General features: G+C 55.9%; 23 protein-coding genes. 5 read left to right on the top strand and 18 right to left on the bottom strand.

All coding sequences use genetic code 11. From position 1 onward, the window contains the following. Positions 1 to 6: 6 nt before the first annotated feature. The 9 genes from nuoI to lrhA form a co-directional block, all read right to left on the bottom strand. Positions 7 to 549, bottom strand: a complete 543-nt coding sequence (gene nuoI, locus BN3796_RS18490; protein ID WP_061709812.1) for an NADH-quinone oxidoreductase subunit NuoI — start codon at positions 547 to 549, stop codon at positions 7 to 9. 14 nt (positions 550 to 563) lie between these two features. Then, positions 564 to 1,541 carry an NADH-quinone oxidoreductase subunit NuoH gene (nuoH, locus tag BN3796_RS18495; RefSeq protein WP_061709813.1) on the bottom strand — a complete coding sequence of 326 codons (978 nt, stop codon included), beginning with the start codon at positions 1,539 to 1,541 and terminating at the stop codon, positions 564 to 566. Next, positions 1,538 to 4,261, bottom strand: coding sequence for an NADH-quinone oxidoreductase subunit NuoG (nuoG, locus tag BN3796_RS18500; RefSeq protein ID WP_061709814.1), 2,724 nt, complete (start codon positions 4,259 to 4,261; stop codon positions 1,538 to 1,540). Before nuoG ends, nuoH begins: the two co-directional genes overlap by 4 nt. A gap of 153 nt (positions 4,262 to 4,414) precedes the next feature. Continuing rightward, positions 4,415 to 5,752 carry an NADH-quinone oxidoreductase subunit NuoF gene (gene nuoF, locus BN3796_RS18505; protein WP_061709815.1) on the bottom strand — a complete coding sequence of 446 codons (1,338 nt, stop codon included), beginning with the start codon at positions 5,750 to 5,752 and terminating at the stop codon, positions 4,415 to 4,417. Continuing rightward, positions 5,749 to 6,249: an NADH-quinone oxidoreductase subunit NuoE gene (gene nuoE, locus BN3796_RS18510; RefSeq protein WP_061709816.1), complete on the bottom strand. Its 501-nt coding sequence runs from the start codon at positions 6,247 to 6,249 to the stop codon at positions 5,749 to 5,751. The genes nuoF and nuoE overlap by 4 nt, the downstream gene beginning before the upstream one ends. 2 nt (positions 6,250 to 6,251) lie before the next feature. Next, the gene (gene nuoC / locus BN3796_RS18515; protein WP_061709817.1) at positions 6,252 to 8,054 is read right to left on the bottom strand and encodes an NADH-quinone oxidoreductase subunit C/D; all 1,803 of its coding nucleotides are present in this window, start codon (positions 8,052 to 8,054) and stop codon (positions 6,252 to 6,254) included. 90 nt (positions 8,055 to 8,144) lie between these two features. Then, entirely contained in the window at positions 8,145 to 8,819 is a 675-nt protein-coding gene (gene nuoB / locus BN3796_RS18520) for an NADH-quinone oxidoreductase subunit NuoB (protein WP_002913178.1), read from the bottom strand. Between the two features lie 15 nt (positions 8,820 to 8,834). Further along, the gene (nuoA, locus tag BN3796_RS18525) at positions 8,835 to 9,275 is read right to left on the bottom strand and encodes an NADH-quinone oxidoreductase subunit NuoA (protein ID WP_061709818.1); all 441 of its coding nucleotides are present in this window, start codon (positions 9,273 to 9,275) and stop codon (positions 8,835 to 8,837) included. A gap of 632 nt (positions 9,276 to 9,907) precedes the next feature. Beyond that, the gene (lrhA, locus tag BN3796_RS18530) at positions 9,908 to 10,846 is read right to left on the bottom strand and encodes a transcriptional regulator LrhA (RefSeq protein ID WP_061709819.1); all 939 of its coding nucleotides are present in this window, start codon (positions 10,844 to 10,846) and stop codon (positions 9,908 to 9,910) included. Between the two features lie 946 nt (positions 10,847 to 11,792). On the opposite strand from lrhA, the gene alaA reads away from it, so the two are divergent. Both alaA and yfbR read left to right on the top strand, forming a co-directional pair. Beyond that, on the top strand, positions 11,793 to 13,007 hold the full coding sequence (gene alaA, locus BN3796_RS18535) for an alanine transaminase AlaA (protein WP_061709820.1): 1,215 nt from the start codon (positions 11,793 to 11,795) through the stop codon (positions 13,005 to 13,007). 117 nt (positions 13,008 to 13,124) lie between these two features. Then, positions 13,125 to 13,724, top strand: coding sequence for a 5'-deoxynucleotidase (gene yfbR / locus BN3796_RS18540; protein ID WP_061709821.1), 600 nt, complete (start codon positions 13,125 to 13,127; stop codon positions 13,722 to 13,724). Between the two features lie 55 nt (positions 13,725 to 13,779). Here the strand turns inward: yfbR and BN3796_RS18545 are convergent, their stop codons facing one another. The 4 genes from BN3796_RS18545 to yfbV all read right to left on the bottom strand — a co-directional run bounded on the left by BN3796_RS18545 (position 13,780) and on the right by yfbV (position 17,395). Then, positions 13,780 to 15,609, bottom strand: a complete 1,830-nt coding sequence (locus BN3796_RS18545; protein WP_061709822.1) for an SLC13 family permease — start codon at positions 15,607 to 15,609, stop codon at positions 13,780 to 13,782. A 75-nt stretch (positions 15,610 to 15,684) separates the two neighbouring features. Then, on the bottom strand, positions 15,685 to 16,344 hold the full coding sequence (locus BN3796_RS18550; protein ID WP_061709823.1) for a sugar phosphatase: 660 nt from the start codon (positions 16,342 to 16,344) through the stop codon (positions 15,685 to 15,687). An 11-nt stretch (positions 16,345 to 16,355) separates the two neighbouring features. Continuing rightward, positions 16,356 to 16,850 (bottom strand): YfbU family protein, encoded by a 495-nt coding sequence (locus BN3796_RS18555; protein WP_061709824.1) that lies wholly within the window; start codon positions 16,848 to 16,850, stop codon positions 16,356 to 16,358. Positions 16,851 to 16,939: 89 nt separating this feature from the next. Next, positions 16,940 to 17,395: a terminus macrodomain insulation protein YfbV gene (yfbV, locus tag BN3796_RS18560; RefSeq protein WP_061709825.1), complete on the bottom strand. Its 456-nt coding sequence runs from the start codon at positions 17,393 to 17,395 to the stop codon at positions 16,940 to 16,942. A 338-nt stretch (positions 17,396 to 17,733) separates the two neighbouring features. Between yfbV and ackA the strand changes: the two genes are divergently transcribed. Continuing rightward, the gene (gene ackA, locus BN3796_RS18565) at positions 17,734 to 18,936 is read left to right on the top strand and encodes an acetate kinase (protein ID WP_061709826.1); all 1,203 of its coding nucleotides are present in this window, start codon (positions 17,734 to 17,736) and stop codon (positions 18,934 to 18,936) included. A 77-nt stretch (positions 18,937 to 19,013) separates the two neighbouring features. Next, positions 19,014 to 21,155 carry a phosphate acetyltransferase gene (gene pta, locus BN3796_RS18570; RefSeq protein WP_061709827.1) on the top strand — a complete coding sequence of 714 codons (2,142 nt, stop codon included), beginning with the start codon at positions 19,014 to 19,016 and terminating at the stop codon, positions 21,153 to 21,155. Positions 21,156 to 21,235: 80 nt separating this feature from the next. Here the strand turns inward: pta and BN3796_RS18575 are convergent, their stop codons facing one another. The 5 genes from BN3796_RS18575 to BN3796_RS18595 all read right to left on the bottom strand — a co-directional run bounded on the left by BN3796_RS18575 (position 21,236) and on the right by BN3796_RS18595 (position 25,204). Beyond that, positions 21,236 to 22,189, bottom strand: a complete 954-nt coding sequence (locus tag BN3796_RS18575; protein WP_061709828.1) for a transketolase family protein — start codon at positions 22,187 to 22,189, stop codon at positions 21,236 to 21,238. After that, positions 22,182 to 23,012, bottom strand: coding sequence for a transketolase (locus BN3796_RS18580; protein WP_061709829.1), 831 nt, complete (start codon positions 23,010 to 23,012; stop codon positions 22,182 to 22,184). The genes BN3796_RS18575 and BN3796_RS18580 overlap by 8 nt, the downstream gene beginning before the upstream one ends. After that, entirely contained in the window at positions 23,009 to 24,391 is a 1,383-nt protein-coding gene (locus BN3796_RS18585) for a PTS ascorbate transporter subunit IIC (RefSeq protein WP_061709830.1), read from the bottom strand. The genes BN3796_RS18580 and BN3796_RS18585 overlap by 4 nt, the downstream gene beginning before the upstream one ends. Positions 24,392 to 24,407: 16 nt before the next feature. Continuing rightward, positions 24,408 to 24,680 carry a PTS sugar transporter subunit IIB gene (locus tag BN3796_RS18590; protein ID WP_061709831.1) on the bottom strand — a complete coding sequence of 91 codons (273 nt, stop codon included), beginning with the start codon at positions 24,678 to 24,680 and terminating at the stop codon, positions 24,408 to 24,410. Positions 24,681 to 24,760: 80 nt separating this feature from the next. Then, positions 24,761 to 25,204, bottom strand: a complete 444-nt coding sequence (locus BN3796_RS18595; protein ID WP_061709832.1) for a PTS sugar transporter subunit IIA — start codon at positions 25,202 to 25,204, stop codon at positions 24,761 to 24,763. A 230-nt stretch (positions 25,205 to 25,434) separates the two neighbouring features. Here BN3796_RS18595 and BN3796_RS18600 point away from each other — a divergent pair, with 230 nt between their 5' ends. Then, on the top strand, positions 25,435 to 26,454 hold the full coding sequence (locus BN3796_RS18600; protein WP_061709833.1) for a LacI family DNA-binding transcriptional regulator: 1,020 nt from the start codon (positions 25,435 to 25,437) through the stop codon (positions 26,452 to 26,454).

Here is a 26,454-nt window from a genome sequence, read left to right on the forward strand (position 1 = left end):
CTCTCCTTACGGTAACAGGCTCTTGACGTCGATAGGCTTGGCTTCGTTTTCCGCTTCGCCCTTATCTTTGCCGTCGATTGCCATACCCGCCATCCGGTAGAAGTTATATTCCGGGTATTTGCCCGGACCGGAAATCAGCAGATCCTCTTTCTCAAACACCAGATCCTGACGCTTGTATTCGCCCAGCTCAAAGTCCGGGGTCAACTGAATCGCCGTGGTCGGGCACGCCTCTTCACACAGCCCGCAGAAGATGCAGCGTGAGAAGTTGATGCGGAAAAACTCCGGATACCAGCGGCCATCCACGGTCTCCGCTTTTTGCAGAGAGATACAGCCAACCGGACAGGCGACCGCACACAGGTTACAGGCTACGCAGCGCTCCGCACCGTCCGGGTCGCGCGTCAGCACGATACGGCCACGATAGCGCGGCGGCAGATATACCGGCTCTTCCGGATACATCCGGGTTTCGCGTTTTGCAAACGCGTGCAGGCCGATCATCCAGATACTGCGTACCTGGGTGCCGAAGCCTGACAATAATTCTTTTAAGGTCATGGTCTATTAGCCCCTTATTGCGCCTGCCAGAGAATGACAGCCGCCGTTACCAGCAAGTTGATGAGCGTCAGCGGCAGGCAAACTTTCCAGCCAAAGGACATTACCTGGTCATAACGCGGACGAGGCAACGCTGCGCGAATCAAAATGAACATCATCATGAAGAACGCGGTTTTCAGCGCGAACCAGATGAATGGCGGTAAGAACGGGCCATGCCAGCCACCGAAGAACAGCGTCACCATCAGTGCGGAGATAGTGACGATACCGATGTACTCACCCACAAAGAACAGACCGAACTTCATGCCGGAGTATTCAATGTGATAACCATCGGCCAGCTCCTGCTCGGCTTCCGGCTGGTCAAACGGATGACGGTGACAGACCGCCACGCCCGCGATGGCAAAGGTAATAAACCCAAAGAACTGCGGGATCACGTTCCAGATATCGGCCTGGTTGTTGACGATGTCGGTCATGTTGAATGAACCAGCCTGCGCCACCACGCCCATCAGGGAGAGTCCCAGAAACACTTCGTAGCTTAGCGTCTGCGCAGAAGCACGCATCGCGCCCAGCAGGGAGTATTTGTTGTTACTGGACCAGCCCGCGAAGAGCACCGCGTATACCGCCAGGCCCGCCATCATCAGGAAGAACAGCACCCCGATATTGAGGTCCGCCACCACCCAGGTGGGGCTAACCGGAACGATAGCGAACGCCAGCAGCAGCGAGGTAAAGGCGATCATCGGTGCCAGGGTAAAGATGACGCGATCCGAGAAGCGCGGAACCCAGTCCTCTTTAAAGAACATCTTGATCATATCCGCGACCAGCTGGAGCGAGCCGCCCCAGCCGACGCGGTTAGGTCCGTAACGGTTCTGGAACAGCCCCAGCAGACGGCGCTCACCAAAGCTCATGAACGCCCCGCAGCTGACGACCACCAGCAGAATCACGACCGCTTTCAGAATGGTCAACAGAATGTCGATAAGATCCGGCGTTAACCAACTCATGCTTTTGCCTCCTGCAGGTTATCGAGACGTGCGCCCGCCATGACCGGCGCAATGCCCGGCATACCCATCGGCAGCCCCACCTGCCCCGCCGTCAGACCTTCGGAGATAACCAGCGGCAGGCTGATTGTCTGGCCTTCATAGCTAAAGGCGATATGCGCGCCTTCATTAACGCCAAGCTTCGCGGCATCGGCCGGGTTGAGCTTGATGTAAGGCTGCGGCATACGGCTCTGGAATACCGGCGAACGCTGGGAAAGTTCGTCACTGCCAAACAGGTGGTAGTATGGCGCGATACGCCAGTTGCCCTCTTCAGCAGCAAAGCTTGCCGGAACGGTGGAGAAGAAATCGAGACCGTTTTCAGAGGCCTCGATCAGCCGCACGCCCGGATCGCCGTGACGCAGGTGACCACCCACTTCAGCCTGGAACTTGTTCCACGCCTGCGGGGAGTTCCAGCCCGGCGCCCACGCAAACGGAATTTGCGAGCGCGGTGCGGATGGCTGGTTGTTCCCTTCCATGGAGAAGGCGAACATGGTGTCTTTATCCTGCGGCTGACGCGGCTCATGAACGCTGATATTGGCACGCATGGCGGTGCGTCCGCTGTAGCGGTGCGGTTCACGGGCCAGCTTCTGGCCGCGAATGCGGAAGCTCGCGTCCGGCGCGGCATCTTTAATGCCCGCCAGCTGCGGCAGTTTTGCCACGACCGCATCGATCACATGATCGAGCTGCGTCCAGTCCACCTGACGGTTTTCGACCGTGCTATGCAGGGAGTGCAGCCAGCGCCAGCTCTCCAGCATGATGGTGTTGTTATCGTAATAGGCCGGATCGTAAACCTGGAAGAAGCGCTGGGCGCGTCCTTCGTTGTTGATAACAGTACCGTCGCTTTCGGCAAAGCTTGCCGCCGAGAGCACCAGGTGCGCTTTGTCCATAATGGCGGTGCGCTGATGGTCAATAACCATTACCAGCGGCGCACGGGAGAGCGCGGCGTCAACGCGAGCGGCGCTGGCGTGGCGATGCAGATCGTTCTCAAGGACGATAACGCCGTCAGCCGCGCCAGATTCCAGTTCGCTCAGCGCCTCTTCCAGAGAGCCGCCGCCAATCATGCCAAGTCCCATGCTGTTCACCGCGCGGGCGATCATGGTGACGCCCACGTCGGCGCCACGGCCTTTCAGCGCTTTCGCCACGTTGGCGGCCGCCTGAATGATCTCCACGCTGCCGGCGTTAGTGCCGGAGATAATCAGCGGTTTCTTCGCCCCGGCCAGCGCCTGCACGATCACGTCAACCTTGTTTTGCAGGTCGCGATCCAGTTCAACGGCTGGCGAGTTGCTGTCCAGCGCGTGGGCGATGGCAAAGCCGAGACGCGCCTGATCTTCCACCGGCGCGCGGTAGGTCCAGGCGGCGATATCGTCCAGACGGGTGTTATCCACGTTGGTGACAAACAGCGGGTGTTTGGCGCGCTGGCCGATGTTCATGATCGCCGCGATCTGCCAGTCGGCCACTTTCTGTGCCGCCGCCATTTCGCGGGCTTTTCCTTTCACCGCCTGGCGAACCGCCAGAGCAGCGCGGGCGCCGGTCTGGGTCAGGTCTTCCCCCAGAATTAGCACCGCATCGTAGGATTCGATTTCGCGCAGCGCCGGGGTATGGATACCGCCGTCACGCAGCACCTTAAGCGCCAGCTGCAGGCGCTCCTGCTCGCCCTGTGCGATACCGGTGTAGAAGTTTTCCGCTCCTACCAGCTCGCGCAGCGCGAAGTTGCTCTCCACGCTGGCGCGCGGGGAGCCGATACCGATCACCTTCTTCGACTGGCGCAGAATATCTGCCGCCCCCTGCATCGCCTGCTCGGCGTTCAGGGTGATCAGATCGTCGCCACGACGCTGAACCGGGCGACGCGGACGGTCCTTCAGGTTCACATAGCCGTAGCCAAAACGACCGCGGTCGCAGAGGAAGTAGTGGTTAACGGTGCCGTTATAGCGGTTTTCGATACGTCTAAGTTCGCCATAGCGCTCGCCCGGGCTGGTGTTACAGCCCAGCGAGCACTGCTGGCAGATGCTTGGCGCAAACTGCATGTCCCACTTACGGTTGTAACGTTCGGAGTGGGTTTTATCCGTGAATACGCCGGTCGGGCAGATCTCCACCAGGTTGCCGGAGAACTCGCTTTCAAGCACTCCGTCTTCCGGACGACCGAAGTAGACGTTGTCATGCGCGCCATAGACGCCCAGGTCCTGGCCGTCCGCATAATCTTTGTAGTAACGCACGCAGCGGTAGCAGGCGATGCAGCGGTTCATCTCATGCGAGATGAACGGACCCAGATCCTGGTTGCGGTGGGTACGCTTGGTAAAACGATAGCGACGGAAGCTGTGACCGGTCATGACGGTCATATCCTGAAGGTGGCAGTTGCCCCCCTCTTCGCAGACCGGGCAGTCGTGCGGGTGGTTGGTCATCAGCCACTCCACCACGCTTTCACGGAACTGTTTAGCCTCTTCATCTTCAATAGAGATAAAGGTGCCTTCGGTGGCTGGCGTCATACAGGACATCACCAGGCGACCACGCGTGTCTTCCGCGTTTTGATATTGCTTCACCGCACACTGGCGGCAAGCACCGACGCTGCCCAGCGCCGGATGCCAGCAAAAGTATGGAATATCAAGGCCGAGCGACAGACAAGCTTCCAGCAGGTTGTCCGCCCCGTTGACCTCATATTCTTTGCCGTCTACATGAATCGTAGCCATTAGCATGCTTCCAGTTGGCTCGAATAAATTCGAGCGTTAATCAAAATTCTGTTCCCCTCACCCCTGCCCTCTCCCCAAAGGGGCGAGGGAGAAAAGCGGCTCCGGCTCATCCCCTCTCCTCTCCGGGGAGAGGGTCAGGGTGAGGGGTAAAAATTACCAGCGCGCTTTAAGCAGGTTCGGCTGAATCCCATTTATCGAATGGGTATTGCTGAACGGCTGCTTAATGCCTGCTTCAAATTCGTCGCGGAAATATTTGATCGCGCTCTGCAGCGGCTCGACGGCGCCCGGTGCGTGGGCGCAGAAGGTTTTGCCTGGCCCCAGGAATCGACACAGTTGCTCAAGTGTCTCGATATCGCCCGGCTGGCCTTCGCCACGTTCGATGGCGCGCAGGATCTTCACGCTCCACGGCAGGCCGTCACGACACGGCGTACACCAGCCGCAGGATTCGCGGGCGAAGAACTCTTCCAGGTTACGTACCAGGGAGACCATGCCGATCTCGTGGTCCACCGCCATCGCCAGCGCCGTACCCAGACGGCTGCCCGCTTTGCCAATGCTTTCAAATTCCATCGGCAGGTCAAGGTGCGCTTCGGTCAGGAAGTCAGTACCTGCGCCGCCCGGCTGCCAGGCTTTAAATTTCAGGCCATCGCGCATGCCGCCCGCGTAATCTTCCAGAATTTCGCGCGCGGTGGTGCCAAACGGCAGCTCCCAGACGCCCGGATTCTTCACGCGACCGGAGAAGCCCATCAGCTTGGTGCCAGCATCTTTACTTTTCGAGATGCCCTGATACCACTCCACGCCGTTGGCGAGGATCGCCGGCACGTTGCAGAGAGTTTCAACGTTGTTAACGCAGGTCGGTTTACCCCATACGCCGGAGCTTGCCGGGAATGGTGGCTTGGAGCGCGGGTTCGCGCGGCGCCCTTCCAGGGAGTTAATCAGCGCGGTCTCTTCCCCGCAGATGTAGCGCCCTGCCCCGGTGTGAACAAAGAGTTCAAAATCGAAACCGGTGCCGAGAATGTTTTTACCGAGGAAGCCCGCTTCGGTCGCTTCGGCAATCGCGCGACGCAGATGCTGTGCCGCTTCGATATATTCGCCGCGCAGGAAGATGTAACCGCGGTAGGCTTTCAGGGCGAACGCGGAGATCAGCATGCCTTCCACCAGCAGGTGCGGCAGCTGCTCCATCAGCAGGCGGTCTTTATAGGTGCCCGGCTCCATCTCATCGGCGTTACACAGCAGGTAACGGATGTTCATGGATTCATCTTTTGGCATCAGGCTCCACTTCAGACCCGTGGAGAAGCCCGCGCCGCCGCGCCCTTTCAGGCCAGCGTCTTTCACCGCGTTAACGATCTCATCCGGCGCCATACCGGAGAGCGCTTTGCGCGCGCCTTCATAGCCGTTTTTGCTCTGATACTCTTCAAGCCAGACCGGCTGTTTGTCATCACGCAGACGCCAGGTCAGCGGATGGGTCTCAGCAGTACGAATTACCGTTTTCATTTGTACTGCTCCAGCAGGTCGGGAATGGCTTCCGGCGTCAGATGGCTGTGAGTATCCTCATCAATCATCATGGTCGGCCCCTTGTCGCAGTTGCCCAGACAGCAGGTCGGCAGCAGAGTGAAGCGACCATCGAAGGTGGTCTGGCCCGGCTTAATATTGAGTTTTTTCTCAATGGCAGCCTGAATCCCCTGATAACCGGTAATGTGACAGACCACGCTGTCGCAGTAGCGGATCACGTGGCGGCCAACCGGCTGGCGGAAGATCTGGCTGTAGAAGGTGGCGACCCCCTCGACATCGCTCGCCGGAATACCCAGCACTTTCGCGATCTCGTAGATCGCCCCGTCCGGCACCCAGCCACGCTGCTTCTGGACAATTTTCAGCGCTTCAATGGACGCCGCACGCGGGTCTTCGTAGTGGTGCATCTCGTGCTCAATCGCTTCACGCTCTGCCGCACTCAGCTCAAAAGCCTCGGTTTGTGGTTGTTGATTCTCGTGCATAATTAGCGGTCCACATCTGACATAACAAAATCGATACTACCCAGATAGACAATCAGGTCGGAGACCAGACTGCCGCGAATGGCGGCCGGGATCTGCTGCAGGTGCGCAAAGCTCGGGGTACGCACGCGGGTACGGTAGCTCATGGTGCTGCCGTCGCTGGTCAGGTAGTAGCTGTTGATACCCTTGGTCGCCTCAATCATCTGGAAAGATTCCTGTGCCGGCATAACCGGGCCCCAGGAAACCTGCAGGAAGTGGGTGATCAGGGTTTCGATATGTTGCAGCGTGCGCTCTTTCGGCGGCGGCGTGGTCAGCGGATGATCCGCCTTGAACGGCCCTTCCGGCATATTGTTGAGGCACTGCTCAAGAATGCGCAGGCTCTGGCGCAGCTCTTCCACCTTCAGCATCACGCGGGTGTAGCAGTCGGAGACACCACCGCCCACCGGCACTTCGAAGTCGAAGTTCTCGTAGCCTGAATAGGGACGCCATTTACGCACGTCGAAATCAATACCCGTTGCGCGCAGGCCCGCACCGGTCGTGCCCCACTCCAGCGCCTCTTTCGCACCGTAAGCGGCAACGCCCTGGGCGCGTCCTTTCAGAATGGAGTTGCGCAGCGCGGCTTTCTCATAAGAGGCCAGACGCTTCGGCATCCAGTCGAGGAACTCACGCAGCAGACGATCCCAGCCGCGCGGCAGATCGTGCGCGACGCCGCCGATGCGGAACCAGGCCGGGTGCATACGGAAACCGGTAATCGCTTCCACCAGATCGTAGATTTTCTGGCGATCGGTAAAGGCGAAGAAGACCGGGGTCATCGCGCCCACGTCCTGAATGAAGGTGGAGATGTAGAGCAGGTGACTGTTAATACGGAACAGCTCGGAGAGCATTACGCGAATCACGTTAACGCGATCCGGTACGGTGATGCCCGCCAGTTTTTCAACCGCCAGCACATAAGGCATTTCGTTAACGCAGCCGCCCAGATACTCGATACGGTCGGTATAGGGGATGTAGCTATGCCAGGACTGGCGCTCGCCCATCTTCTCGGCGCCGCGGTGGTGGTAACCGATGTCCGGTACGCAGTCGACAATCTCTTCGCCATCCAGCTGCAGAATGATACGGAAAGCACCGTGCGCCGAGGGGTGGTTCGGACCGAGGTTGAGGAACATGAAATCTTCGTGCTCGGTACCGCGCTTCATGCTCCAGTCTTCCGGCTTGAAGGTCAGCGCTTCCATCTCCAGATCCTGTTTGGCTTTCGTCAGCTCAAACGGGTCAAATTCGGTGGCGCGCGCCGGGTAATCTTTACGCAGCGGGTGGCCGGTCCAGGTCTGCGGCATCATGATGCGCGTCAGGTGCGGGTGGCCGTCGAAGGTCATACCGAACATTTCCCAGGTTTCACGCTCATACCAGTTGGCGTTCGGGAAAAGTTTGGTGATGGTCGGCAGATGCATGTCGTTTTCAGACAAGGCCACCTTGAGCATGATATCCGAGTTACGGTCTATTGAGATCAGGTGGTAGAAAACGGAAAAATCCGCCGCGGGGAGACCCTGGCGGTGCGTACGCAGACGCTCATCCATGCCGTGTAAGTCAAACAGCATGACGTAAGGTTTTGGCAATTTCTTTAAGAAATCGACAACTTCCAGCAACTGCTCACGCTTCACCCAAACCACCGGTACCCCGGTGCGGGTGGCCTGAAGAGTAAAGGCATCCGGCCCAAAACGGTTGCGCAGTTCGCCAATGACCGGATCGTCCTGATGATCCCTGGTCTGCCATGCGGCGTCTTGCGCGGTTAAATCGGTCATATTGTTCACCATTGCAAATGGGTCCGTGGTGACTGTCGGGCGTGGCTTCGCGCTATTTGTATAGTGATATGCGAAGGGTCTCTCCATGCCCACAGGCGCAAATTAAATTTCGTCCGGCGTACGCAGGTTGGTGACGGCGATACGTTCGCCGCGCTTACGTTCGCGCTCAGATTGCATATTGGCGCGGTAAACGCCCTGGTCACCCACGACCCAGGAGAGCGGACGGCGTTCTTTACCGATGGACTCCTGCAGCAGCATCAGCGCCTGCATGTAAGCTTCCGGACGCGGCGGACAGCCCGGGATGTAGACATCGACCGGGATAAATTTATCTACGCCCTGCACGACGGAATAGATGTCATACATGCCGCCAGAGTTTGCGCAGGCCCCCATGGAGATAACCCATTTCGGCTCCAGCATCTGGTCATAAAGACGCTGAATAACCGGCGCCATTTTGGTAAAGCAGGTACCCGCCACCACCATCAGGTCGGCCTGACGCGGAGAAGCACGCAGTACTTCCGCCCCAAAACGCGCAACGTCATGCACCGCAGTGAATGACGTCACCATTTCAACGTAGCAGCAAGAAAGGCCAAAGTTATAAGGCCAGATGGAGTTCTTACGACCCCAGTTGACCATATCGTGCAGGGCATGTTCGAGTTTGCCCATGTAGACACTTTTGTTGACTTCTTGCTCCAGGGGGTCGGTTACGATCTCCTGTTTCTGCAGGGGGTAACGGTCATTCTCACCGTTAGGATCTATGCGGGTGAGCGTATAATCCATCTTATTGCCTCGCTGTTACTGCTGACGATTAGAGATACTGTTTTCCGGGTTGATACGATCACGGCGTGAACGCGCAGGCGTCCAGTCCAGCGCGCCGATACGCACCAGATAAACCAGACCGGCCAGTAGCACTAAAATGAAAATTGCGGCCTCGACAAAGCCCACCCAGCCGCTTTCGCGAATTGAGGTTGACCAGGCGAAAAGGTAGAGCGCTTCCACGTCAAAAATGACGAAGAACATGGCCACCAGGTAAAACTTGGCGGACAGGCGTAAGCGTGCGGTTCCGACAGAATCAATACCTGATTCGAAGGGGGTGTTTTTGTGCCTTGCGCGGGCGCGACCGCCCAGGAACCAGCCGCCAACTAACATCAGGCAGCACAGGCCAATGGCAACGATAAGAAAGATTGCGAACGCCCAGTGATGAGCGACGACTTCTGTGGATGTTGACATACTCATTGCTTACTCATCAAAAGTGATACCGACAACACTGCTCTTGCTGGCAGATGGACATCACATCGATTCATGGGGAGGAACAAATAACCGTACACTAACTGTCTGAAATGAGACATAGACAGCAAAATGATGTGGTTTTTTACTCCTTTCTATAACCTTTTGTCAACTTTAACAAAGGTTTCTTCACATTAAATTACAACTGGCGATCCTCGTTAACATTTCATGCCCTTTTCCTCCGTTGATCCGTTCGGGAAAGAGATAAAGCATGTTGTTGAATCGTGTCCGTATGAAGATAAAACGGCAATAACCTTTCTATTTTGACAGGATTCTCCGTCGTTTCCTCCCCCCAAATGGGAGTATTTTCTTGATCTGGAACACGCTTTTGTTAATTCACTCAGAAAAACGGCAACATTATTGCGCGTTTTTTAACATGCCTAAACCATAGCCTATCCGGCGTCATCACAGGGTGGAAAAATGGAGGGGGTGACACATGCACCTGATAAATATGAGGTATTAGTTTTATTGACGCAGTCAATCGCAAGCAAGGGTTGAAAAAAAGACCACTGCCCAAAAAATTTTGCGACAGAGGTCTTTTTTCACACTTACAAATTGTTACGACAATTTTGCAGAGATGATCACTTAAAATCCCCTTCGACCACTAAAGGATCATCCCCTCCTTCAGGGGTAACAGCCATGTACTGCCAGGGGTTATGGTAGTTGACCATCGCATCGAAGACGATTTTCGCCAGTTCGTTATGGCTGGTCGGGTTATAGCAGAGCAGATACTCCGTTTCCGGCAACGGTGGCAGCCCGTCGTTACCACTTAGCACGCGCAGATCGGGACTCATCATCTCTACCGGGCGGGCAGTGACGCCCAGCCCCGCTTTAACTGCCGCACGAACCGCTGCCAGCGTCGATGCTACATAAGCCAGCCGCCAGGGAATATTCGCTTCGTTGAGCGTCGAGAGCACCATATCGCGAAACGGGCTGGGATCGTCGAGTAGCACCAGCGGCACCGGCTCACCTTTTTGCATGACATATTCCGCCGCGCAATACCAGTGGGTTGGCGAATGACGCAACGTCAGGCAGTCGAACTGCCCGGGACGATGGGTCGTCACCACCAGATCCACCTTATGCTCGGTAAGCATATCGATCATATATGCGTTGCGCTTTACGCTCACGTCGAGCGCTAATTTCGGATAAACCGAGCTGATCCGATTAAGAAGGAAAGGCAGAATGGTATCGGCTGATTCATCAGATGCCCCTAATGTTAACACCCCCTGCAGGTTGCTAAACATTAAAGACATGCATGCTTCATCATTGAAACGAAGTATTTTCCGGGCATAACCCAGGAGCTGAATACCATGTTCAGTTAAGAGTTTATTACGCCCATGACGGGCAAAAAGCTCCTTCCCCACCAGCTGTTCCAGCCTTTGCATCTGCTGGCTGACAGCCGACTGAGTACGGCAGACCGCAGCCGCGGCAGCAGCAAATGTGTTCAGATCGGCGACCGCAACAAACGTTCTCAGCAGATCGAGGTCGAGATTCATTATCGGACGATTTGCATTTATCATATCTTTTCACTTACAGGTGGCTCATGCAGAGCTGCCCGGGTTTGAGCTGTGTATAGCAGTTAAACAAATCCTTCTGAAAGTATCCCTCGTATCCCAACCCGGCAGATTGCCTGACAGAGTCATTTCTGGCTGGGGTATTTCAACAGTCAGAAACCGCATTCCATAACGTTATTTTTATTCTTTTTTATCTTCAAAATATTTAAGGATGCAGGAGATTATGTCAATTTGATAAAAAAAGAGACGCATCCTGCTTAAGCTTATCATCGTCGCTTCAACTTACTAAGCTGTTTCTCATCAAAAATAGTGAAGATAATTCCATTTATAACAACCAATTAATTCAGTGAGCGCCAGGACAGTACTCTGCGACGTTTGACAGCCCTCAGCCTACCTGACGACTCATCTTAACTCAAATCCATGTTATTTATAAGCCTTATCAGATCGCATGCTGTTTGCGCCTGTAAAAATAGTCTTAAACTTTTTTATTAAAATTAACGAAAACACGTAATCACCGATCGTTAAAAAATAAAGTTTAGTTTAGATTACGTTTATCAATTAATATTATTTAACAGTAAATTCACATTAACAGCAGTATAGCCTGACATCTCTATTTGTCCGCTTTTCGATAATAACTCCCGATAAGCGAAATATTTCCGCATGTGATAATAACATTCTCATTGAAAAATTTCTGCCGATGCGCCAATTTTAGACAGCATAAAGTATAACCATCAGAACACATCAGGGTATGATCAACCAGAAAATGTGTGGCAGATAACATTTAATCACACTCAACACCCGCACAGTCAGACTAATCAATTTCAATACAAGACGCCATCCTGACAAAATCTTCTGCTGTATACCCTTCAAAACAGCGCGACGGGGGAGTACATTGTTCCGTGCTGACTTCCACGGCAGGAAGTGGCAATAACAGCTAAAAGGTCAAAGATTCATGTCCCCCATCGAAAAATCGAGCAAATTAGAGAATGTCTGTTACGACATCCGTGGTCCGGTTCTGAAAGAGGCGAAACGTCTCGAAGAAGAAGGGAATAAAGTTCTCAAGCTTAACATTGGCAATCCTGCGCCTTTTGGCTTTGACGCGCCGGATGAGATCCTGGTTGATGTGATCCGCAATCTGCCTACCGCGCAAGGCTATTGCGACTCCAAAGGGCTCTACTCCGCCCGCAAGGCGATTATGCAGCACTACCAGGCGCGCGACATGCGCGACGTTACCGTGGAAGATATCTACATCGGTAACGGCGTCTCTGAGCTTATCGTACAGGCGATGCAGGCCTTGCTGAACAGCGGCGACGAGATGCTGGTGCCAGCGCCTGACTACCCGTTATGGACGGCGGCGGTGTCGCTCTCCAGCGGCAAAGCGGTGCACTATTTATGCGATGAATCTTCTGACTGGTTCCCGGATCTGGACGATATCCGCGCCAAAATCACGCCGCGTACTCGCGGGATTGTGATTATCAACCCGAACAACCCAACCGGCGCGGTCTACTCTAAAGAGCTGCTGCTGGAGATCGTGGAGATCGCCCGCCAGCATAACCTGATCATTTTTGCCGACGAGATCTACGACAAAATTCTTTATGACGACGCCCAGCACCACTCTATCGCCGCGCTGGCGCCGGACCTGCTCACCGTCACCTTTAACGGCCTCTCCAAGACTTACCGGGTCGCCGGCTTCCGCCAGGGGTGGATGGTACTGAACGGCCCGAAAAAGCACGCCAAAGGCTATATTGAAGGGCTGGAGATGCTGGCCTCGATGCGCCTGTGCGCCAACGTGCCGGCACAGCATGCCATTCAGACCGCGCTCGGCGGCTATCAGAGCATCAGCGAATTTATCGTTCCTGGCGGACGCCTGTATGAGCAGCGCAACCGCGCCTGGGAGCTGATCAATGATATTCCGGGCGTCTCCTGCGTGAAGCCGAACGGCGCGCTCTATATGTTCCCGAAAATTGACAGCAAGCGTTTCAACATTCATGACGATCAGAAACTGGTGCTCGATTTTCTGCTTCAGGAAAAGGTGCTGCTGGTACAGGGAACCGCCTTTAACTGGCCGTGGCCGGACCATGTGCGTATCGTGACTCTGCCGCGCGAAGATGACCTCGAAATGGCCATCAGCCGCTTCGGGCGCTTCCTCTCGGGTTATCATCAGTAACGCTCTCTTTCAGCCGGGTGGCGCTGCGCTTACCCGGCCTGGTAAATCCGCAAATTTGCATCTTCTCTCCCCTCCCCGCACAATGAAGCCTGTCGCAGTGAAGACATAAGGTAACCTATGAGTCAGAGTCATTTCTTTGCCCACCTCTCCCGCCTGAAGCTTATTAACCGCTGGCCCCTGATGCGTAACGTGCGCACCGAGAATGTCTCCGAGCACAGTCTGCAGGTGGCGATGGTGGCCCATGCGCTGGCGGTGATTAAAAACCGCAAATTTAATGGCGAGGTGAATGCGGAGCGTATTGCGCTACTGGCGATGTACCACGACGCCTCCGAGGTACTGACCGGCGACCTGCCTACGCCGGTGAAATATTTCAACTCGCAGATTGCCCAGGAATATAAGGCGATAGAGAAAATCGCCCAGCAGAAGCTGATCGAGATGGTGCCGGAAGAGCTGCGCGATCTCTTTGAACCGCTTATTGATGAGCAGCGTTATTCGGATGAAGAGAAGTCGCTGGTAAAACAGGCGGACGCGCTCTGCGCCTATCTGAAGTGTCTGGAAGAGCTCTCCGCAGGCAATAATGAGTTTTTGCTGGCGAAAACCCGTCTGGAAAAAACGTTGCAGTCTCGCCGCAGCGAGGAGATGGACTACTTTATGCAGGTTTTTGTGCCGAGCTTCCATCTGTCGCTGGATGAGATTAGCCAGGATTCACCGCTGTAATTGTTTCGCCGGGTGGCGGCTGTGCCTTACCCGGCCTATGTTTCTGCGCTTATGCTTAAAACGGGAACAGTACGGGTATTAGCACCACGCAGACTACCATCACCAGCACGGTAAAAGGCACGCCGAGCTTCACAAAATCGCTGAAGGTATATCTGCCCGGCCCCAGCACCAGCGTGTTGACCGGCGATGAGATGGGCGTCATAAAGGCCGCCGATGCCGCCATGGCCACCATCATGGCAAACGGATAGGGAGAGACGCCCATCGATTTTGCCATCGCCAGCGCAATCGGGGCCATCAGCACCGCCGTGGCGGTATTAGAGATGAATAACCCGATGACGGCGCAGAGGATAAACAGGCACACCAGCATCATATAAGGACCATAACCCCCGCCAAGATCCATCAGCCCTCTCACCACCAAATCGACACCGCCGCATTTTTGCAGCGCCAGAGCGAACGGCATCATGCCGACAATGAGAATAATGCTCGGCCAGTGGATCGCCTTGTAGGCGCTCTGGGCGTCGATACAGCGAAACTTCCCCATCAGCAGGCAGGCGATAATGGCGGCGACCGGATTGGGGATCTCATCGGTTAACATCAGCGCGACCATCAACACAAGGCAGAAAATAGCGTGCGGCGCCTGGCTGTGGGCGGGCGAGGCATCGCTCTCTTCAGCTGGCATATTAAGCACCACAAAGTCGCGCCCCTTTTGCCCCAGCTGGCTGATGAGTTTCCAGTTACCTACCACCAGGAAGATATCGCCCAGTTCCAGGGGGATGTCCACCACAGCTCCTTCTATCGCCACACCGTCGCGCTTCAGGCCGACCACATTCAGGCCGTAGCGGGTGCGAAAGCCAATTTCCCGAACGGTCTTTCCCAACAGCTCCGATTCGGGGATCAGCGAAACTTCTGCCATCCCCACGTCCAGCGCCTGGTCGGAAAAGTACTCTCCGCGCAGCACCATCGGCTCCAGCAGCTGTTCGCCGCAAAATTCACGCAGATCCACCTCCGCCGCCGACATGTCAATCAGCAGGACGTCACGCGCCCGAAACTCCGACACCCCGTTAACATTAACAATCACGCGACGAAAGCGACGCCAGCGCTCCACGCCGATCACATTCGCCCCGTAGCGCTCACGCAGTTTGAGGTCGTCAAGGCGCTGGCCGATCATCGGCGAGCCGGGGCGAATGGCGAGACGCCTGGCGCGCCCGGTGAGACGATACTCTTTGATAAGGTCGCGAAAGGTGCGGCGGCGCCAGCCGTCGCTGCGACGCGGCGTCTCACCGTTAAGGGCGAAACGGGCGATCAGCATATAGATCACCCCTAAGGCGAGGATTACCAGGCCAATAGGGGTCACGCTAAAAAAGCTGAACCCCTCCAGCCCCTCGCGCAGCAGTTCGCTGTTCACCACCAGGTTGGGCGGCGTGGCGACGAGCGTCATCATGCCGCTGATGAGCCCGGCGAAGCTAAGCGGCATCATCAGGCGCGAGGGTGAAGCCTGCATGCGCATCGAGACGCTCATGACCACCGGAATAAAAATCGCCACCACGCCTGTGGAGCTCATAAAGGCTCCCAGCCCTGCCACTGTCAGCATCAGGTAGACGAGCATTTTGGTTTCGCTGTTGCCCGCCACCTTCACCAGCCAGGCCCCCATTACCGTCGCCACGCCGGTGCGTACCAGGCCGTCGCCGATGATAAACAGGGCGGCAATCAACACGATATTAGGATCGCTAAAGCCGGCGAACGCCTCCGAAAGCGTCAGCGTACCGCTCAGTACAAAAGCAACGATCACCAGTAACGCAACGGCATCCATGCGTACCTTACCGGTGGCAAAGAGAATGATGGCGATAACAAGCAGGCTGAGCACCCAGATCAATTCACCGTTCACAACATATCCTTGTCAGTGGAAAGAGCGTCAATTTTGCCATAAAAAAGCCCCAGCAATGTGGGGCCAAATCATAGATTATATTTTCCGGGAGACGGTTACACTCCCGTCAGGTAGCCTGACGACCGATAGCGCGTTCAGCGAGTCGAGGACAAAATCCGCCTCCTCCAGACGCGGCGAGCCTGCTGGCACATTCACCGCGATAACGTGACAGCCGGCGTTCAGACCGGCCAGCACGCCGGCGGCGGCATCCTCCACCACGGCGCACGCCTCTGGCGCCAGCCCCAGCTGTCGGGCGCCAAGCAGAAAGGCGTCCGGTTCAGGTTTGCCGCGGCTGACCTGCTCGGCGGTAATAAAGACTTCCGGCGTTGGCAGCCCCGCCGCCTTGTGGCGCGCATGGGCGACAGGAATTGAGCCGGAGGTGACAATGGCCCACGGGATCTCCGCCTCGTTCAGATGGCGAAGCAGCGCCTGCGCGCCGGGAAGCGCGACGATGCCTTCGGTGTCGGTAGACTCAATCTGCTCCAGCCAGGTAAATTCCCGCTGAATCTCCGCCTCCGGTTTTCCCGCTAAGAAGTGACGTATTGAGGTAATGGCCTGTTTGCCATGGATAAAGTCGAATATCTCCTGATGAGGGATCCCATGCCGGTCGGCCCAGCGACGCCAGGAACGCTCCACAACCGGCAGCGAATCCACCAGCGTACCGTCCAGATCAAACAGAAAACCTTTACACTGCACATTCACCTCCGTCAGGCGTTAATAATTTGCTGAATTTCGTTGCTGCTCAGATGGTACTGGCGCGGGCAGGCGTGCCATACCTTTAACATGCGCTGGTATTTTTCCCACATCGGCGTCTGGGCATTAAAACCGTGCGTACCGGCGTCAAAATGGGTGTAACGGCCTTCGGTATTAACCATAAAACGCACATAGCTCAGGTAGCGCGCTTCGGTGGCGGCATCAAAGCCCAGGAAAGTGACGCGACGCTCATCGATGGTTTGCGCATCCTTAAGGTTCGTCCAGGAGACGTGCAGCGCGTGGTACATCTCCATAATGTCGATAATGGTGCGGCAGGTCTCTTCTTTGAGTTCGCCAAATTCACGATCCAGCTCGCGCATCTGCAGGCCAAAGCCGCGTTCAACAATTGTCTGCAGGCGGCGGTAGCGCTCAGCGTTGTCGGGATCAAGCATGGTCATCATTTTGTACTGATTGGACAAAATCAGGCGTTGAGCGTTGGTCATTTCCATCTTTTGGCTCCTGTTGCGCATTACATGAAAAAAAGACACGGTAACAAGCTGTTACTGTGCCCTCTTTTATCGGCCGTTTCGATGATCAATCACAAGTCATCAAGGAATGTTTTATCAAGTTGCGTAAAGGCGCGTTTAAGGGTGTCGGCAAGCGCCTGGTAGTCTGGTTTACCTTCAACCGGAGCCAGCGCCTGGCCTGCCTCTTCAAGTTTACCGCGCACTTCATAAAACCAGTGTAAAATAGCAGGAGGCAGCGGCGTCACCGACCGTTTGCCCAGCCACCATAGTCCCTGCATCGGCAGGCTCAGCGCGAAAAGCGCGGTGGCGACCGCGGGACCGAGCTGTCCGCCAAGCGCTATTTGCCAGCAGAGCGTAAAGACCGCAATTGGCGGCATAAAACGGATGGCGTAGCGGGTCATACGGATTGCGCGGTTCTCGACAAACACGGGCGCCAGGCGCTTTTCCAGCGGCCACGTTTTGGCGTAGTGTTGGCCCCGACGAAACAGGCTAAAAAAGCTCACGGTGGGAGTCTGGGGTGTCGACATGGCTTTACCTCAACTTCACATATAAAAATTAAAATTTTTTTGCAAAACAGCAACTGTGCATGACAACGTTCAAAAATTTTTTGTCATGTCTACCCAGTATCGGGTATTCTGTGCCAGCCTCAAAGGGCTGTAGACGAGAAACATTGACTCGTCAAATTTTCGTATAGTATGCCATTGTCTGAAAAATGTTCAAAATGGCATAAAATCATAGTTATTTCTTCCATCATGCCGAAATGTTCGCCTGGCATGATGTTAATCATAAATGTCAGGGTCGCCTTGCGTTACGCTTTAAGACTCTTTGACGTTTTTTTAGCCACGTATCAACAATAGGTACTTCCATGTCGAGTAAGTTAGTACTGGTTCTGAACTGCGGTAGTTCCTCACTGAAATTCGCGATTATCGACGCGTCCAACGGTGACGAATACCTTTCTGGTTTGGCCGAATGTTTCCATCTTCCTGAAGCGCGTATCAAATGGAAAATGGACGGCAGCAAACAAGAAGCGGCTTTAGGTGCAGGCGCCGCTCACAGTGAAGCGCTGAACTTTATCGTTAACACTATTCTGGCACAAAAACCAGAACTGTCTGCTCAGCTGTCGGCAATCGGTCACCGTATCGTCCACGGCGGTGAAAAATACACCAGTTCCGTACGTATTGATGATTCCGTTATTCAGGGCATTAAAGATTCCGCCTCTTTCGCGCCGCTGCATAACCCTGCTCACCTGATCGGTATCGCTGAAGCGCTGAAATCTTTCCCGCAGCTGAAAGATAAAAACGTGGCCGTATTTGACACCGCGTTCCATCAGACCATGCCGGAAGAATCTTATCTCTATGCCCTGCCGTACAGCCTGTACAAAGAGCACGGCGTACGTCGTTACGGCGCGCACGGCACCAGCCACTTCTACGTCACTCAGGAAGCGGCCAAGGTCCTGAACAAGCCGGTTGAAGAGCTGAACATCATCACCTGCCATCTGGGCAACGGTGGTTCCGTGTCGGCTATCCGCAACGGTAAGTGTGTCGATACCTCCATGGGTCTGACTCCGCTGGAAGGCCTGGTAATGGGTACCCGTTCTGGTGATATCGATCCGGCGATCATCTTCCACCTGCACGACACCCTGGGCATGAGCGTTGATCAGATCAACAAGCTGCTGACCAAAGAGTCTGGCCTGCTGGGTCTGACCGAAGTGACCAGCGACTGCCGTTACGTTGAAGACAACTACACCACCAAAGAAGATGCCAAACGTGCGATGGACGTTTACTGCCACCGCCTGGCGAAGTACATCGGCTCTTACACTGCGCTGATGGAAGGCCGTCTGGACGCAGTTATCTTCACCGGCGGTATCGGTGAAAACGCGGCAATGGTGCGTGAACTCTCCCTGGGTAAACTGGGCGTGCTGGGCTTCGAAGTCGATCACGAACGCAACCTGGCTGCCCGTTTCGGCAAGTCTGGCTTCATCAACAAAGAAGGCACTCGTCCGGCGATTGTTATCCCGACCAACGAAGAGCTGGTTATCGCGCAAGACGCAGCCCGCCTGACTGCCTGATTCTCCCACCGCCAGCAATGCTGGCGGTGCTGTTTTGTATCCCGCCGAAAGTCGGCGGTAACGAAAGAGGATAAACCGTGTCCCGTACAATTATGCTGATCCCTACCGGAACCAGCGTCGGCCTGACCAGCGTCAGCCTCGGCGTGATCCGCGCTATGGAACGCAAAGGCGTTCGTCTGAGCGTCTTTAAGCCTATCGCCCAGCCGCGCGCCGGTGGCGATGCGCCAGACCAGACCACCACCATCGTTCGTAAGAACTCCAGCCTGCCCGCCGCTGAACCGCTGAAGATGAGCCACGTTGAGTCTCTGCTCTCCAGCAACCAGAAAGACGTGCTGATGGAAGAGATCATCGCCAACTACCACGCGAACACCAAAGACGCGGAAGTGGTGCTGGTTGAAGGTCTGGTACCGACCCGCAAACATCAGTTTGCCCAGTCGCTGAACTTCGAAATCGCGAAAACCCTGAACGCGGAAATCGTCTTTGTGATGTCCCAGGGCACTGACACCCCGGAACAGCTGAAAGAGCGTATCGAACTGACCCGCAGCAGCTTCGGCGGCGCGAAAAACAGCAATATCACCGGCGTAATCGTTAACAAGCTGAACGCGCCAGTGGATGAGCAGGGCCGTACCCGTCCTGACCTCTCTGAAATCTTCGACGATTCTTCCAAAGCGAAGGTGATCGCTATCGATCCGGCGAAGCTTGCTGAAAGCAGCCCGCTGCCGGTTCTGGGCGCGGTGCCGTGGAGCTTTGACCTGATCGCCACCCGCGCGATCGACATGGCTCGCCACCTCAACGCCACCATTATCAACGAAGGCGACATCAACACCCGCCGCGTGAAGTCCGTGACCTTCTGTGCGCGCAGCATTCCGCACATGCTGGAACACTTCCGCGCAGGCTCCCTGCTGGTGACCTCCGCAGACCGTCCTGACGTGCTGGTTGCGGCCTGTCTGGCGGCGATGAACGGCGTTGAGATCGGCGCAATCCTGCTGACCGGCGGTTACGAAATGGATGCTCGCATCAGCAAGCTGTGCGAACGCGCGTTTGCTACCGGCCTGCCGGTATTTATGGTGAACACCAACACCTGGCAGACCTCCCTGAGCCTGCAGAGCTTCAACCTGGAAGTACCGGTTGACGATCACGAGCGCATCGAGAAGGTTCAGGAATACGTTGCTGGCTACATCAACGCTGACTGGATCGAATCCCTGACCGCGACCTCCGAGCGCAGCCGTCGTCTCTCTCCGCCAGCCTTCCGCTATCAGCTGACCGAGCTGGCGCGTAAAGCGGGCAAACGCGTGGTTCTGCCGGAAGGCGACGAGCCGCGTACCGTTAAAGCGGCTGCTATCTGCGCCGAACGTGGTATCGCGACCTGCGTGCTGCTGGGTAACCCGGACGAGATCAACCGCGTAGCCGCCTCTCAGGGCGTTGAGCTGGGCGCTGGCATCGAAATCGTCGACCCGGAAGTGGTTCGCGAAAGCTACGTTGCTCGCCTGGTTGAGCTGCGTAAGAATAAAGGTATGACCGAAGCCGTTGCCCGCGAACAGCTGGAAGACAACGTGGTTCTCGGCACCCTGATGCTGGAGCAGGACGAAGTTGACGGCCTGGTTTCCGGTGCGGTTCACACCACCGCGAACACCATCCGTCCGCCGCTGCAGCTGATTAAAACCGCGCCGGGCAGCTCGCTGGTCTCCTCCGTATTCTTCATGCTGCTGCCGGAACAGGTTTACGTTTACGGTGACTGCGCGATTAACCCGGATCCGACCGCCGAACAGCTGGCAGAGATCGCTATCCAGTCTGCGGACTCCGCGACTGCCTTCGGTATCGAACCGCGCGTGGCGATGCTCTCCTACTCCACCGGTACCTCCGGCGCAGGTAGCGACGTTGAGAAAGTGCGTGAAGCGACCCGCATCGCGCAGGAAAAACGTCCTGATCTGATGATCGACGGCCCGCTGCAGTACGATGCCGCAGTTATGGCTGATGTTGCGAAATCCAAAGCGCCGAACTCTCCGGTTGCCGGTCGCGCTACCGTGTTCATCTTCCCGGATCTGAACACCGGTAACACCACCTACAAAGCGGTACAGCGTTCAGCCGACCTGATCTCCATCGGGCCGATGCTGCAGGGTATGCGCAAGCCGGTGAACGACCTTTCTCGTGGTGCGCTGGTTGACGATATCGTCTACACCATCGCGCTGACCGCGATTCAGTCGGCACAGCAGCAGTAATGTTTTGCCGGATGGCGCTTCGCTTATCCGGCCTACAAAACCGTTGCAACAAAAAGGCGACCTCAGGGTCGCCTTTTTTATTACAGCAACTCTCTCGCCGCCGAGACAATATCGTGCGCCGTGAGGCCATACTCCTTCTGCAGGAAATCCTGCGTCCCTACCTGGCCGTAGCGCTCCTTCACTCCTACGCGACGCATCGGCACCGGGCAGGTTTCCACTAGCACCTCCGCCACGGCCGACCCCAGTCCGTTGTGGATGCTGTGGTTTTCGCAGGTGACGATCCGCCCGGTTTTCTCGGCGTAATTTTTTACAAGCACCCGGTCGATGGGTTTCAGGGTGAACATGTCGATCACCGCCGCGCTCACCCCTTCCTGCTCCAGCTGCCGTGCCGCCTCCAGCGCCTGCGCCACCATAATACCGTTGGCGATAAGCGTGATATCGTTCCCTTCGCGCAGTACGTTGCCCTTGCCAATGGTAAAGGTCGACCCCGGCGCGTAAACGCTCGGCGCCTGCTTACGGATGGTGCGCACCCAGTAAAAGCCCTCCAGATCGATAAGCTGGCGCAGCACATCTTCGAACATCACCGCATCGGTCACTTCCAGCACCACCGAATGCGCCAGACCGCGCACAATCCCCATATCCTCAAACGACATATGGGTGCCGCCGTTATGACAGGCGGTTACCCCCGCATCGGAGGCGATCACCTTGACGTTATTGCGCTGATAGTCGAGCGACATAAAAAGCTGATCAAAGCAGCGGCGGCTGGCAAAGGCGGTAAAGGTGTGGACAAACGGCTTGCGCCCGGTCAGCGACAGCCCCGCCGCGGTGCCAATCACGTTGGCTTCCATAATGCCGCAGTTGATTACCTGCTGCGGATAGTCACGCGCGACGCTGTCCATTGCCATAGAGCTCATCAGATCGGCTTCCAGAGCGATAATATCGCTCCCCGCCTCGATCTGCCTGGCCACAAATCCGGCGTAGACTTTACGCATCTCAACGGCATCAGTTTGTCCTGCGGGTGCAACCTTAAACATGTGTGGCCTCCAGTTGGCGGATCGTCTCGTTCAGGGCGGCTTTGGCCTCGTCGTTGAGACGCAGATGGTGCGAATTGCTGAGCTGCTCCAGGTAAGGCACCCCCTGTCCTTTGATGCTGTCGAGGATCACCACCCGTGGTCGGGCGTCGGCGGCAGGTTTCGGCAGAGTGACCTCCAGCAGCGCCGGGATGTCGTCTCCTTTCACCGTCACCACATCAAAACCAAAGGCGCGGAATTTCCCCTCCAGATCAAACGCGCAGATGATTTCATCCAGTTCGCCGTCCAGCTGCTGCTTATTCCAGTCGACAAATATTGTCAGATTGTTCAGGCGATGATGCGCGATAAACTGGAACGCCTCCCAGCACTGCCCCTCGTTTAACTCGCCGTCGCCGACAATGCAAAAAACCCGGTTGGGGCGCCCGGCAAGCTTGTGCGACAGCGCCATGCCTCCTGCAATAGAGATCCCCTGCCCCAGCGAGCCGGTGGTGGCATCTACGCCGCGGGTTTTGAGCCGATCCGGGTGGCTCGGCAACCGCGTCCCGTTCTGGTTGAGGGTATAGAGCTCCTCCACCGGGAAGTAACCCTTAATGGCCAGGGTGCTGTAAAGCGCCGGACCTGCGTGGCCCTTCGACAGCACAAAGTAGTCACGCTCCGGCCAGTCCGGATCCGCCGGGTCGATTTTCATCACCGCGCCGTAGAGAACCGCCAGCGTCTCCACCACCGACATACTGCCACCATAGTGACCAAACCCAAGGTGTGTCAGTGACCTGAGAGTGGCGAGGCGAATGTCGCGTGCCAGTTGCGTAATCTCTTGTTCATTCATGATTTAGCTCCGCTCTTTTCCTGCGCCTGAATTTTGGTTTTCGCGAACACGTTGTAGGCCACCAGCAGCGCGAACACCGCCACGATCAGTCCGGTGATAGCCAGCGGCGACATGAAGCGCGCCAGGTTGCCCAGCACAATTCCCACCGCGCCGAAGTCGGCATCGGAGAAGGTGGTATTGGAGAAGCCGATCGCGCCCAGCACGGGCAGCAGCATAATCGGCAGGAAGGTGATCAGCAGGCCGTTGGCAAACGCGCCGATCATCGCGCCGCGCCGCCCGCCGGTGGCGTTGCCAAATACCCCGGCGGTCGCGCCGGTAAAGAAGTGCGGAACCACGCCCGGCAGGATCAGGACCCAGCTAAACTGCCCGCAGATAAAGAGCCCTACCAGCCCGCCAAGGAAGCTGAAGAGAAAGCCAATCAGCACGGCGTTAGGGGCATAGGGATAGACCACCGGACAGTCGAGCGCGGGACGCGCGTTGGGCACCAGTTTTTCCGAAAAGCCGGTAAAGGCCGGCACGATTTCCGCCAGGATCAGGCGCACCCCCTGCAGGATGATAAATACCCCTGCCGCGAAGGTAATGGCCATAATAATGGCGTAGACGAGGTAGTTCTGACCGGCGCTGAAGGTCGCTTCCACATACTCCCGCCCGGCGCTGACCGCCATGATCAGGTAGATAATCATCATGGTCAGCGAGATGGAGATAGAGCTGTCGCGCAGGAAGCTTAAATTTTTCGGCAGGTTCATCTCTTCCGTCGAGCGCGAGCCTTTACCCACCACGCTGCCGATCCAGCCGGAGAGCACATAGCCCAGCGTGCCGAAATGGCCGAAGGCGATGTCATCATTGCCGGTAATACGTTTCATATAGCGCTGCGCCAGCGCCGGGAAGAAGGCCATGATCAGACCGAGGATCAGCGAACCAGTAAAGACCAGCCCTACTCCCTCGAACCCCGCCACGGTGAGGATCACGCCGATCATACAGGCCATATAGAAGGTGTGGTGCCCGGTAAGGAAGATATATTTCAGCCGGGTAAAACGGGCGACCACGATATTCGCCACCATGCCGAAGGCCATAATAAGTGCCGTCGAGGCGCCATATTTTTCCAGCGCGATAGAGACAATCGCTTCGTTATTTGGAATGATCCCCTGAATGGTAAAAGCGTGTTCAAACATGCCTCCCAGGGGATTTAACGAACCGACCAGCACGGTGGCCCCGCCACCCAGCACAATAAATCCGAGAATAGTTTTAATGGTGCCTTTTATAACATCGGAAAAGGCTTTTTTCTGTGCCACCAGGCCAATAAGAGCAATTAAGCCCACCAGCACCGACGGCACCTTAAGAATATCAACAACGAAGTTCAGCGTTTCGAGGATAAACATATCCACCTCACTAAAATTATTGTCTGGAGAACCAGGCGCTCAGCTGCGCTTCCAGTTCGTTGATGTCGATAATATTGCTGATCACCACCAGCTGGTTTTCCGGCACGCTGGCGCTGGCGGCAATATCCTTCGCCATCACAAAGAGATCGGCGGCTCCCGGCGTGGCAGAGGAGAGATCGGAATGTTCTACTTCCGCCTCAATATTTAATTTCTTAAGCACTTTTTTAATATTCATCTCGACCATAAAACTACTGCCCAGGCCGGAACCGCAAATTGCCATAATTTTCATTGTGATGCCCTTATTTTGAGTAGAGTAAAACCCCATCACGCGATTGCGTAATGTGCAGGTAACCGGAACAACAAATAAAATCAGAAGCGTTCGATAATGGCTTTTATCTCCTCAAGCGTCTTCGCCTCATGTAATTTTTCCATCTCTTCATCGCTGGAAAAGAGTTCCGCCAGCGCGGAGATCATCCCGATATGGCTATGTTTATCCGGGGCCGCCAGCATAATAATCACATCCACCGGGTCAAATTCAGGCGACCCAAAGGAGACGCCCTCTTTTAATTTCAGCAGCGAAAGTCCTAATCCTTTGGCCCCCTCTTCCGGGCGCGCATGCGGCATTGCCAGCCCCGGCGCCAGTACATAGTACGGGCCCAGGCGATGATGCTGTTCAACGATGGCCGTTACATACTCCGGCCCGATAACGTTGCTTTCCAGCAGCGGCCCTGCGCAACGCTCCAGCGCCTGCGGCCAGCTTTCCATGCTCTCTTCCAGCGCGATGGTGGCATCAGTGAGCCAGTTCTTCAGCACGATTTTCCCTCCTGGCGGTTAACAATGAACAAACTCTATGCAACAGAATGGAGGATAGCTGGGATCATGATCACAAAGATAGCGCTACCAGACGGTAACATTCAAATTTGTGATAGCGCTATCAAATCGTAATCATCCGGGTAAATCACAGCAAAAAAAGGGATTTAGAGGGTATACTCCACACCACGTGTAACAAATGATGAAAAAGAAAACGCGTTTCAGGAACTGGTATGTCTTTAACCCGTAAACGGCGCAGTACCGGTAAAGTGACACTCGCCGATGTCGCTCAGCTTGCCGGAGTCGGTACCATGACGGTGTCGCGTGCTTTACGCACGCCGGAGCAGGTCTCTGATAAACTCCGTGAGAAAATTGAAGCCGCGGTCCAGGAGCTGGGCTATATGCCCAATCTGGCCGCCAGCGCGCTCGCTTCCGCCTCGTCGCGAACCATCGCGATGGTGGTTCCCAATCTTGCTGAAAATGGCTGTTCTGAGATGTTCGCCGGCCTGCAGCAGATCCTTCAGCCAGCCGGCTATCAGATGATGCTGGCGGAGTCTCAGCATCGTCCGGAACAGGAAGAGACGCTGCTGGAGACGCTGCTGGCCTCCAATATCGCCGCCGCCATACTGTTGACCGTCGAGCATACCGACACCGTGCGACAGTGGCTGAAAAACGCCTCCATACCGGTAATGGAGATGGGGGCGATGCGCGCCGATCCCATCGATATGAACATCGGTATTGATAACGTCGCGGCTATGTATGAACTGACGGAACTGCTGATCCAGCGCGGCTACCAGAACATCGGCCTGCTCTGCGCCAATCAGGAGCAGTGGATTTTTCAGCAGCATCTGCAGGGCTGGTATAAAGCGATGCTGCGTCACCATATGTCGCCGAACCGGGTAATTAACGCCGCGCTCCCTCCCACTTTCTCAACAGGCGCATCCCAGCTACCGGAGTTTCTGCTGGCATGGCCGGAACTGGATGCGCTGGTCTGCGTTTCGGACGAGCTGGCGTGCGGGGTACTTTATGAGTGCCAGCGCCGTCGCATCAAGGTGCCTGACGATCTGGCGGTGGTGGGTTTTGGCGACAGCGATGTCAGCCGGGTCTGCCAGCCGCCGCTGACCACCATGGCCGTGCCGCATCGCAGGATAGGGACAGAAGCAGGTCGCGCCCTGCTGGAGCGCTTAAATGACGGAGACTGGAGCGATCAGAAAACCATCGCCTCCAGCCTGTGTCTGCGGGATAGCTGCTGA

Source organism: Pseudenterobacter timonensis, assembly GCF_900021175.1.
Lineage (GTDB): Bacteria > Pseudomonadota > Gammaproteobacteria > Enterobacterales > Enterobacteriaceae > Enterobacter > Enterobacter timonensis.

What these genes read in the sequence shown, in the direction of transcription:
- nuoE (WP_061709816.1), bottom strand. Translation starts at nt 6,249, where the DNA reads ATGCACGAGAATCAACAACCACAAACCGAGGCTTTTGAGCTGAGTGCG.
- BN3796_RS18580 (WP_061709829.1), bottom strand. Translation starts at nt 23,012, where the DNA reads ATGAATGAACAAGAGATTACGCAACTGGCACGCGACATTCGCCTCGCC.
- BN3796_RS18600 (WP_061709833.1), top strand. Translation starts at nt 25,435, where the DNA reads ATGTCTTTAACCCGTAAACGGCGCAGTACCGGTAAAGTGACACTCGCC.
- ackA (WP_061709826.1), top strand. Translation starts at nt 17,734, where the DNA reads ATGTCGAGTAAGTTAGTACTGGTTCTGAACTGCGGTAGTTCCTCACTG.
- alaA (WP_061709820.1), top strand. Translation starts at nt 11,793, where the DNA reads ATGTCCCCCATCGAAAAATCGAGCAAATTAGAGAATGTCTGTTACGAC.
- yfbR (WP_061709821.1), top strand. Translation starts at nt 13,125, where the DNA reads ATGAGTCAGAGTCATTTCTTTGCCCACCTCTCCCGCCTGAAGCTTATT.
- lrhA (WP_061709819.1), bottom strand. Translation starts at nt 10,846, where the DNA reads ATGATAAATGCAAATCGTCCGATAATGAATCTCGACCTCGATCTGCTG.
- nuoG (WP_061709814.1), bottom strand. Translation starts at nt 4,261, where the DNA reads ATGGCTACGATTCATGTAGACGGCAAAGAATATGAGGTCAACGGGGCG.
- nuoI (WP_061709812.1), bottom strand. Translation starts at nt 549, where the DNA reads ATGACCTTAAAAGAATTATTGTCAGGCTTCGGCACCCAGGTACGCAGT.
- nuoF (WP_061709815.1), bottom strand. Translation starts at nt 5,752, where the DNA reads ATGAAAACGGTAATTCGTACTGCTGAGACCCATCCGCTGACCTGGCGT.
- yfbV (WP_061709825.1), bottom strand. Translation starts at nt 17,395, where the DNA reads ATGTCGACACCCCAGACTCCCACCGTGAGCTTTTTTAGCCTGTTTCGT.
- nuoA (WP_061709818.1), bottom strand. Translation starts at nt 9,275, where the DNA reads ATGAGTATGTCAACATCCACAGAAGTCGTCGCTCATCACTGGGCGTTC.
- BN3796_RS18575 (WP_061709828.1), bottom strand. Translation starts at nt 22,189, where the DNA reads ATGTTTAAGGTTGCACCCGCAGGACAAACTGATGCCGTTGAGATGCGT.
- BN3796_RS18590 (WP_061709831.1), bottom strand. Translation starts at nt 24,680, where the DNA reads ATGAAAATTATGGCAATTTGCGGTTCCGGCCTGGGCAGTAGTTTTATG.
- nuoH (WP_061709813.1), bottom strand. Translation starts at nt 1,541, where the DNA reads ATGAGTTGGTTAACGCCGGATCTTATCGACATTCTGTTGACCATTCTG.
- nuoC (WP_061709817.1), bottom strand. Translation starts at nt 8,054, where the DNA reads ATGGTGAACAATATGACCGATTTAACCGCGCAAGACGCCGCATGGCAG.
- nuoB (WP_002913178.1), bottom strand. Translation starts at nt 8,819, where the DNA reads ATGGATTATACGCTCACCCGCATAGATCCTAACGGTGAGAATGACCGT.
- BN3796_RS18555 (WP_061709824.1), bottom strand. Translation starts at nt 16,850, where the DNA reads ATGGAAATGACCAACGCTCAACGCCTGATTTTGTCCAATCAGTACAAA.
- BN3796_RS18585 (WP_061709830.1), bottom strand. Translation starts at nt 24,391, where the DNA reads ATGTTTATCCTCGAAACGCTGAACTTCGTTGTTGATATTCTTAAGGTG.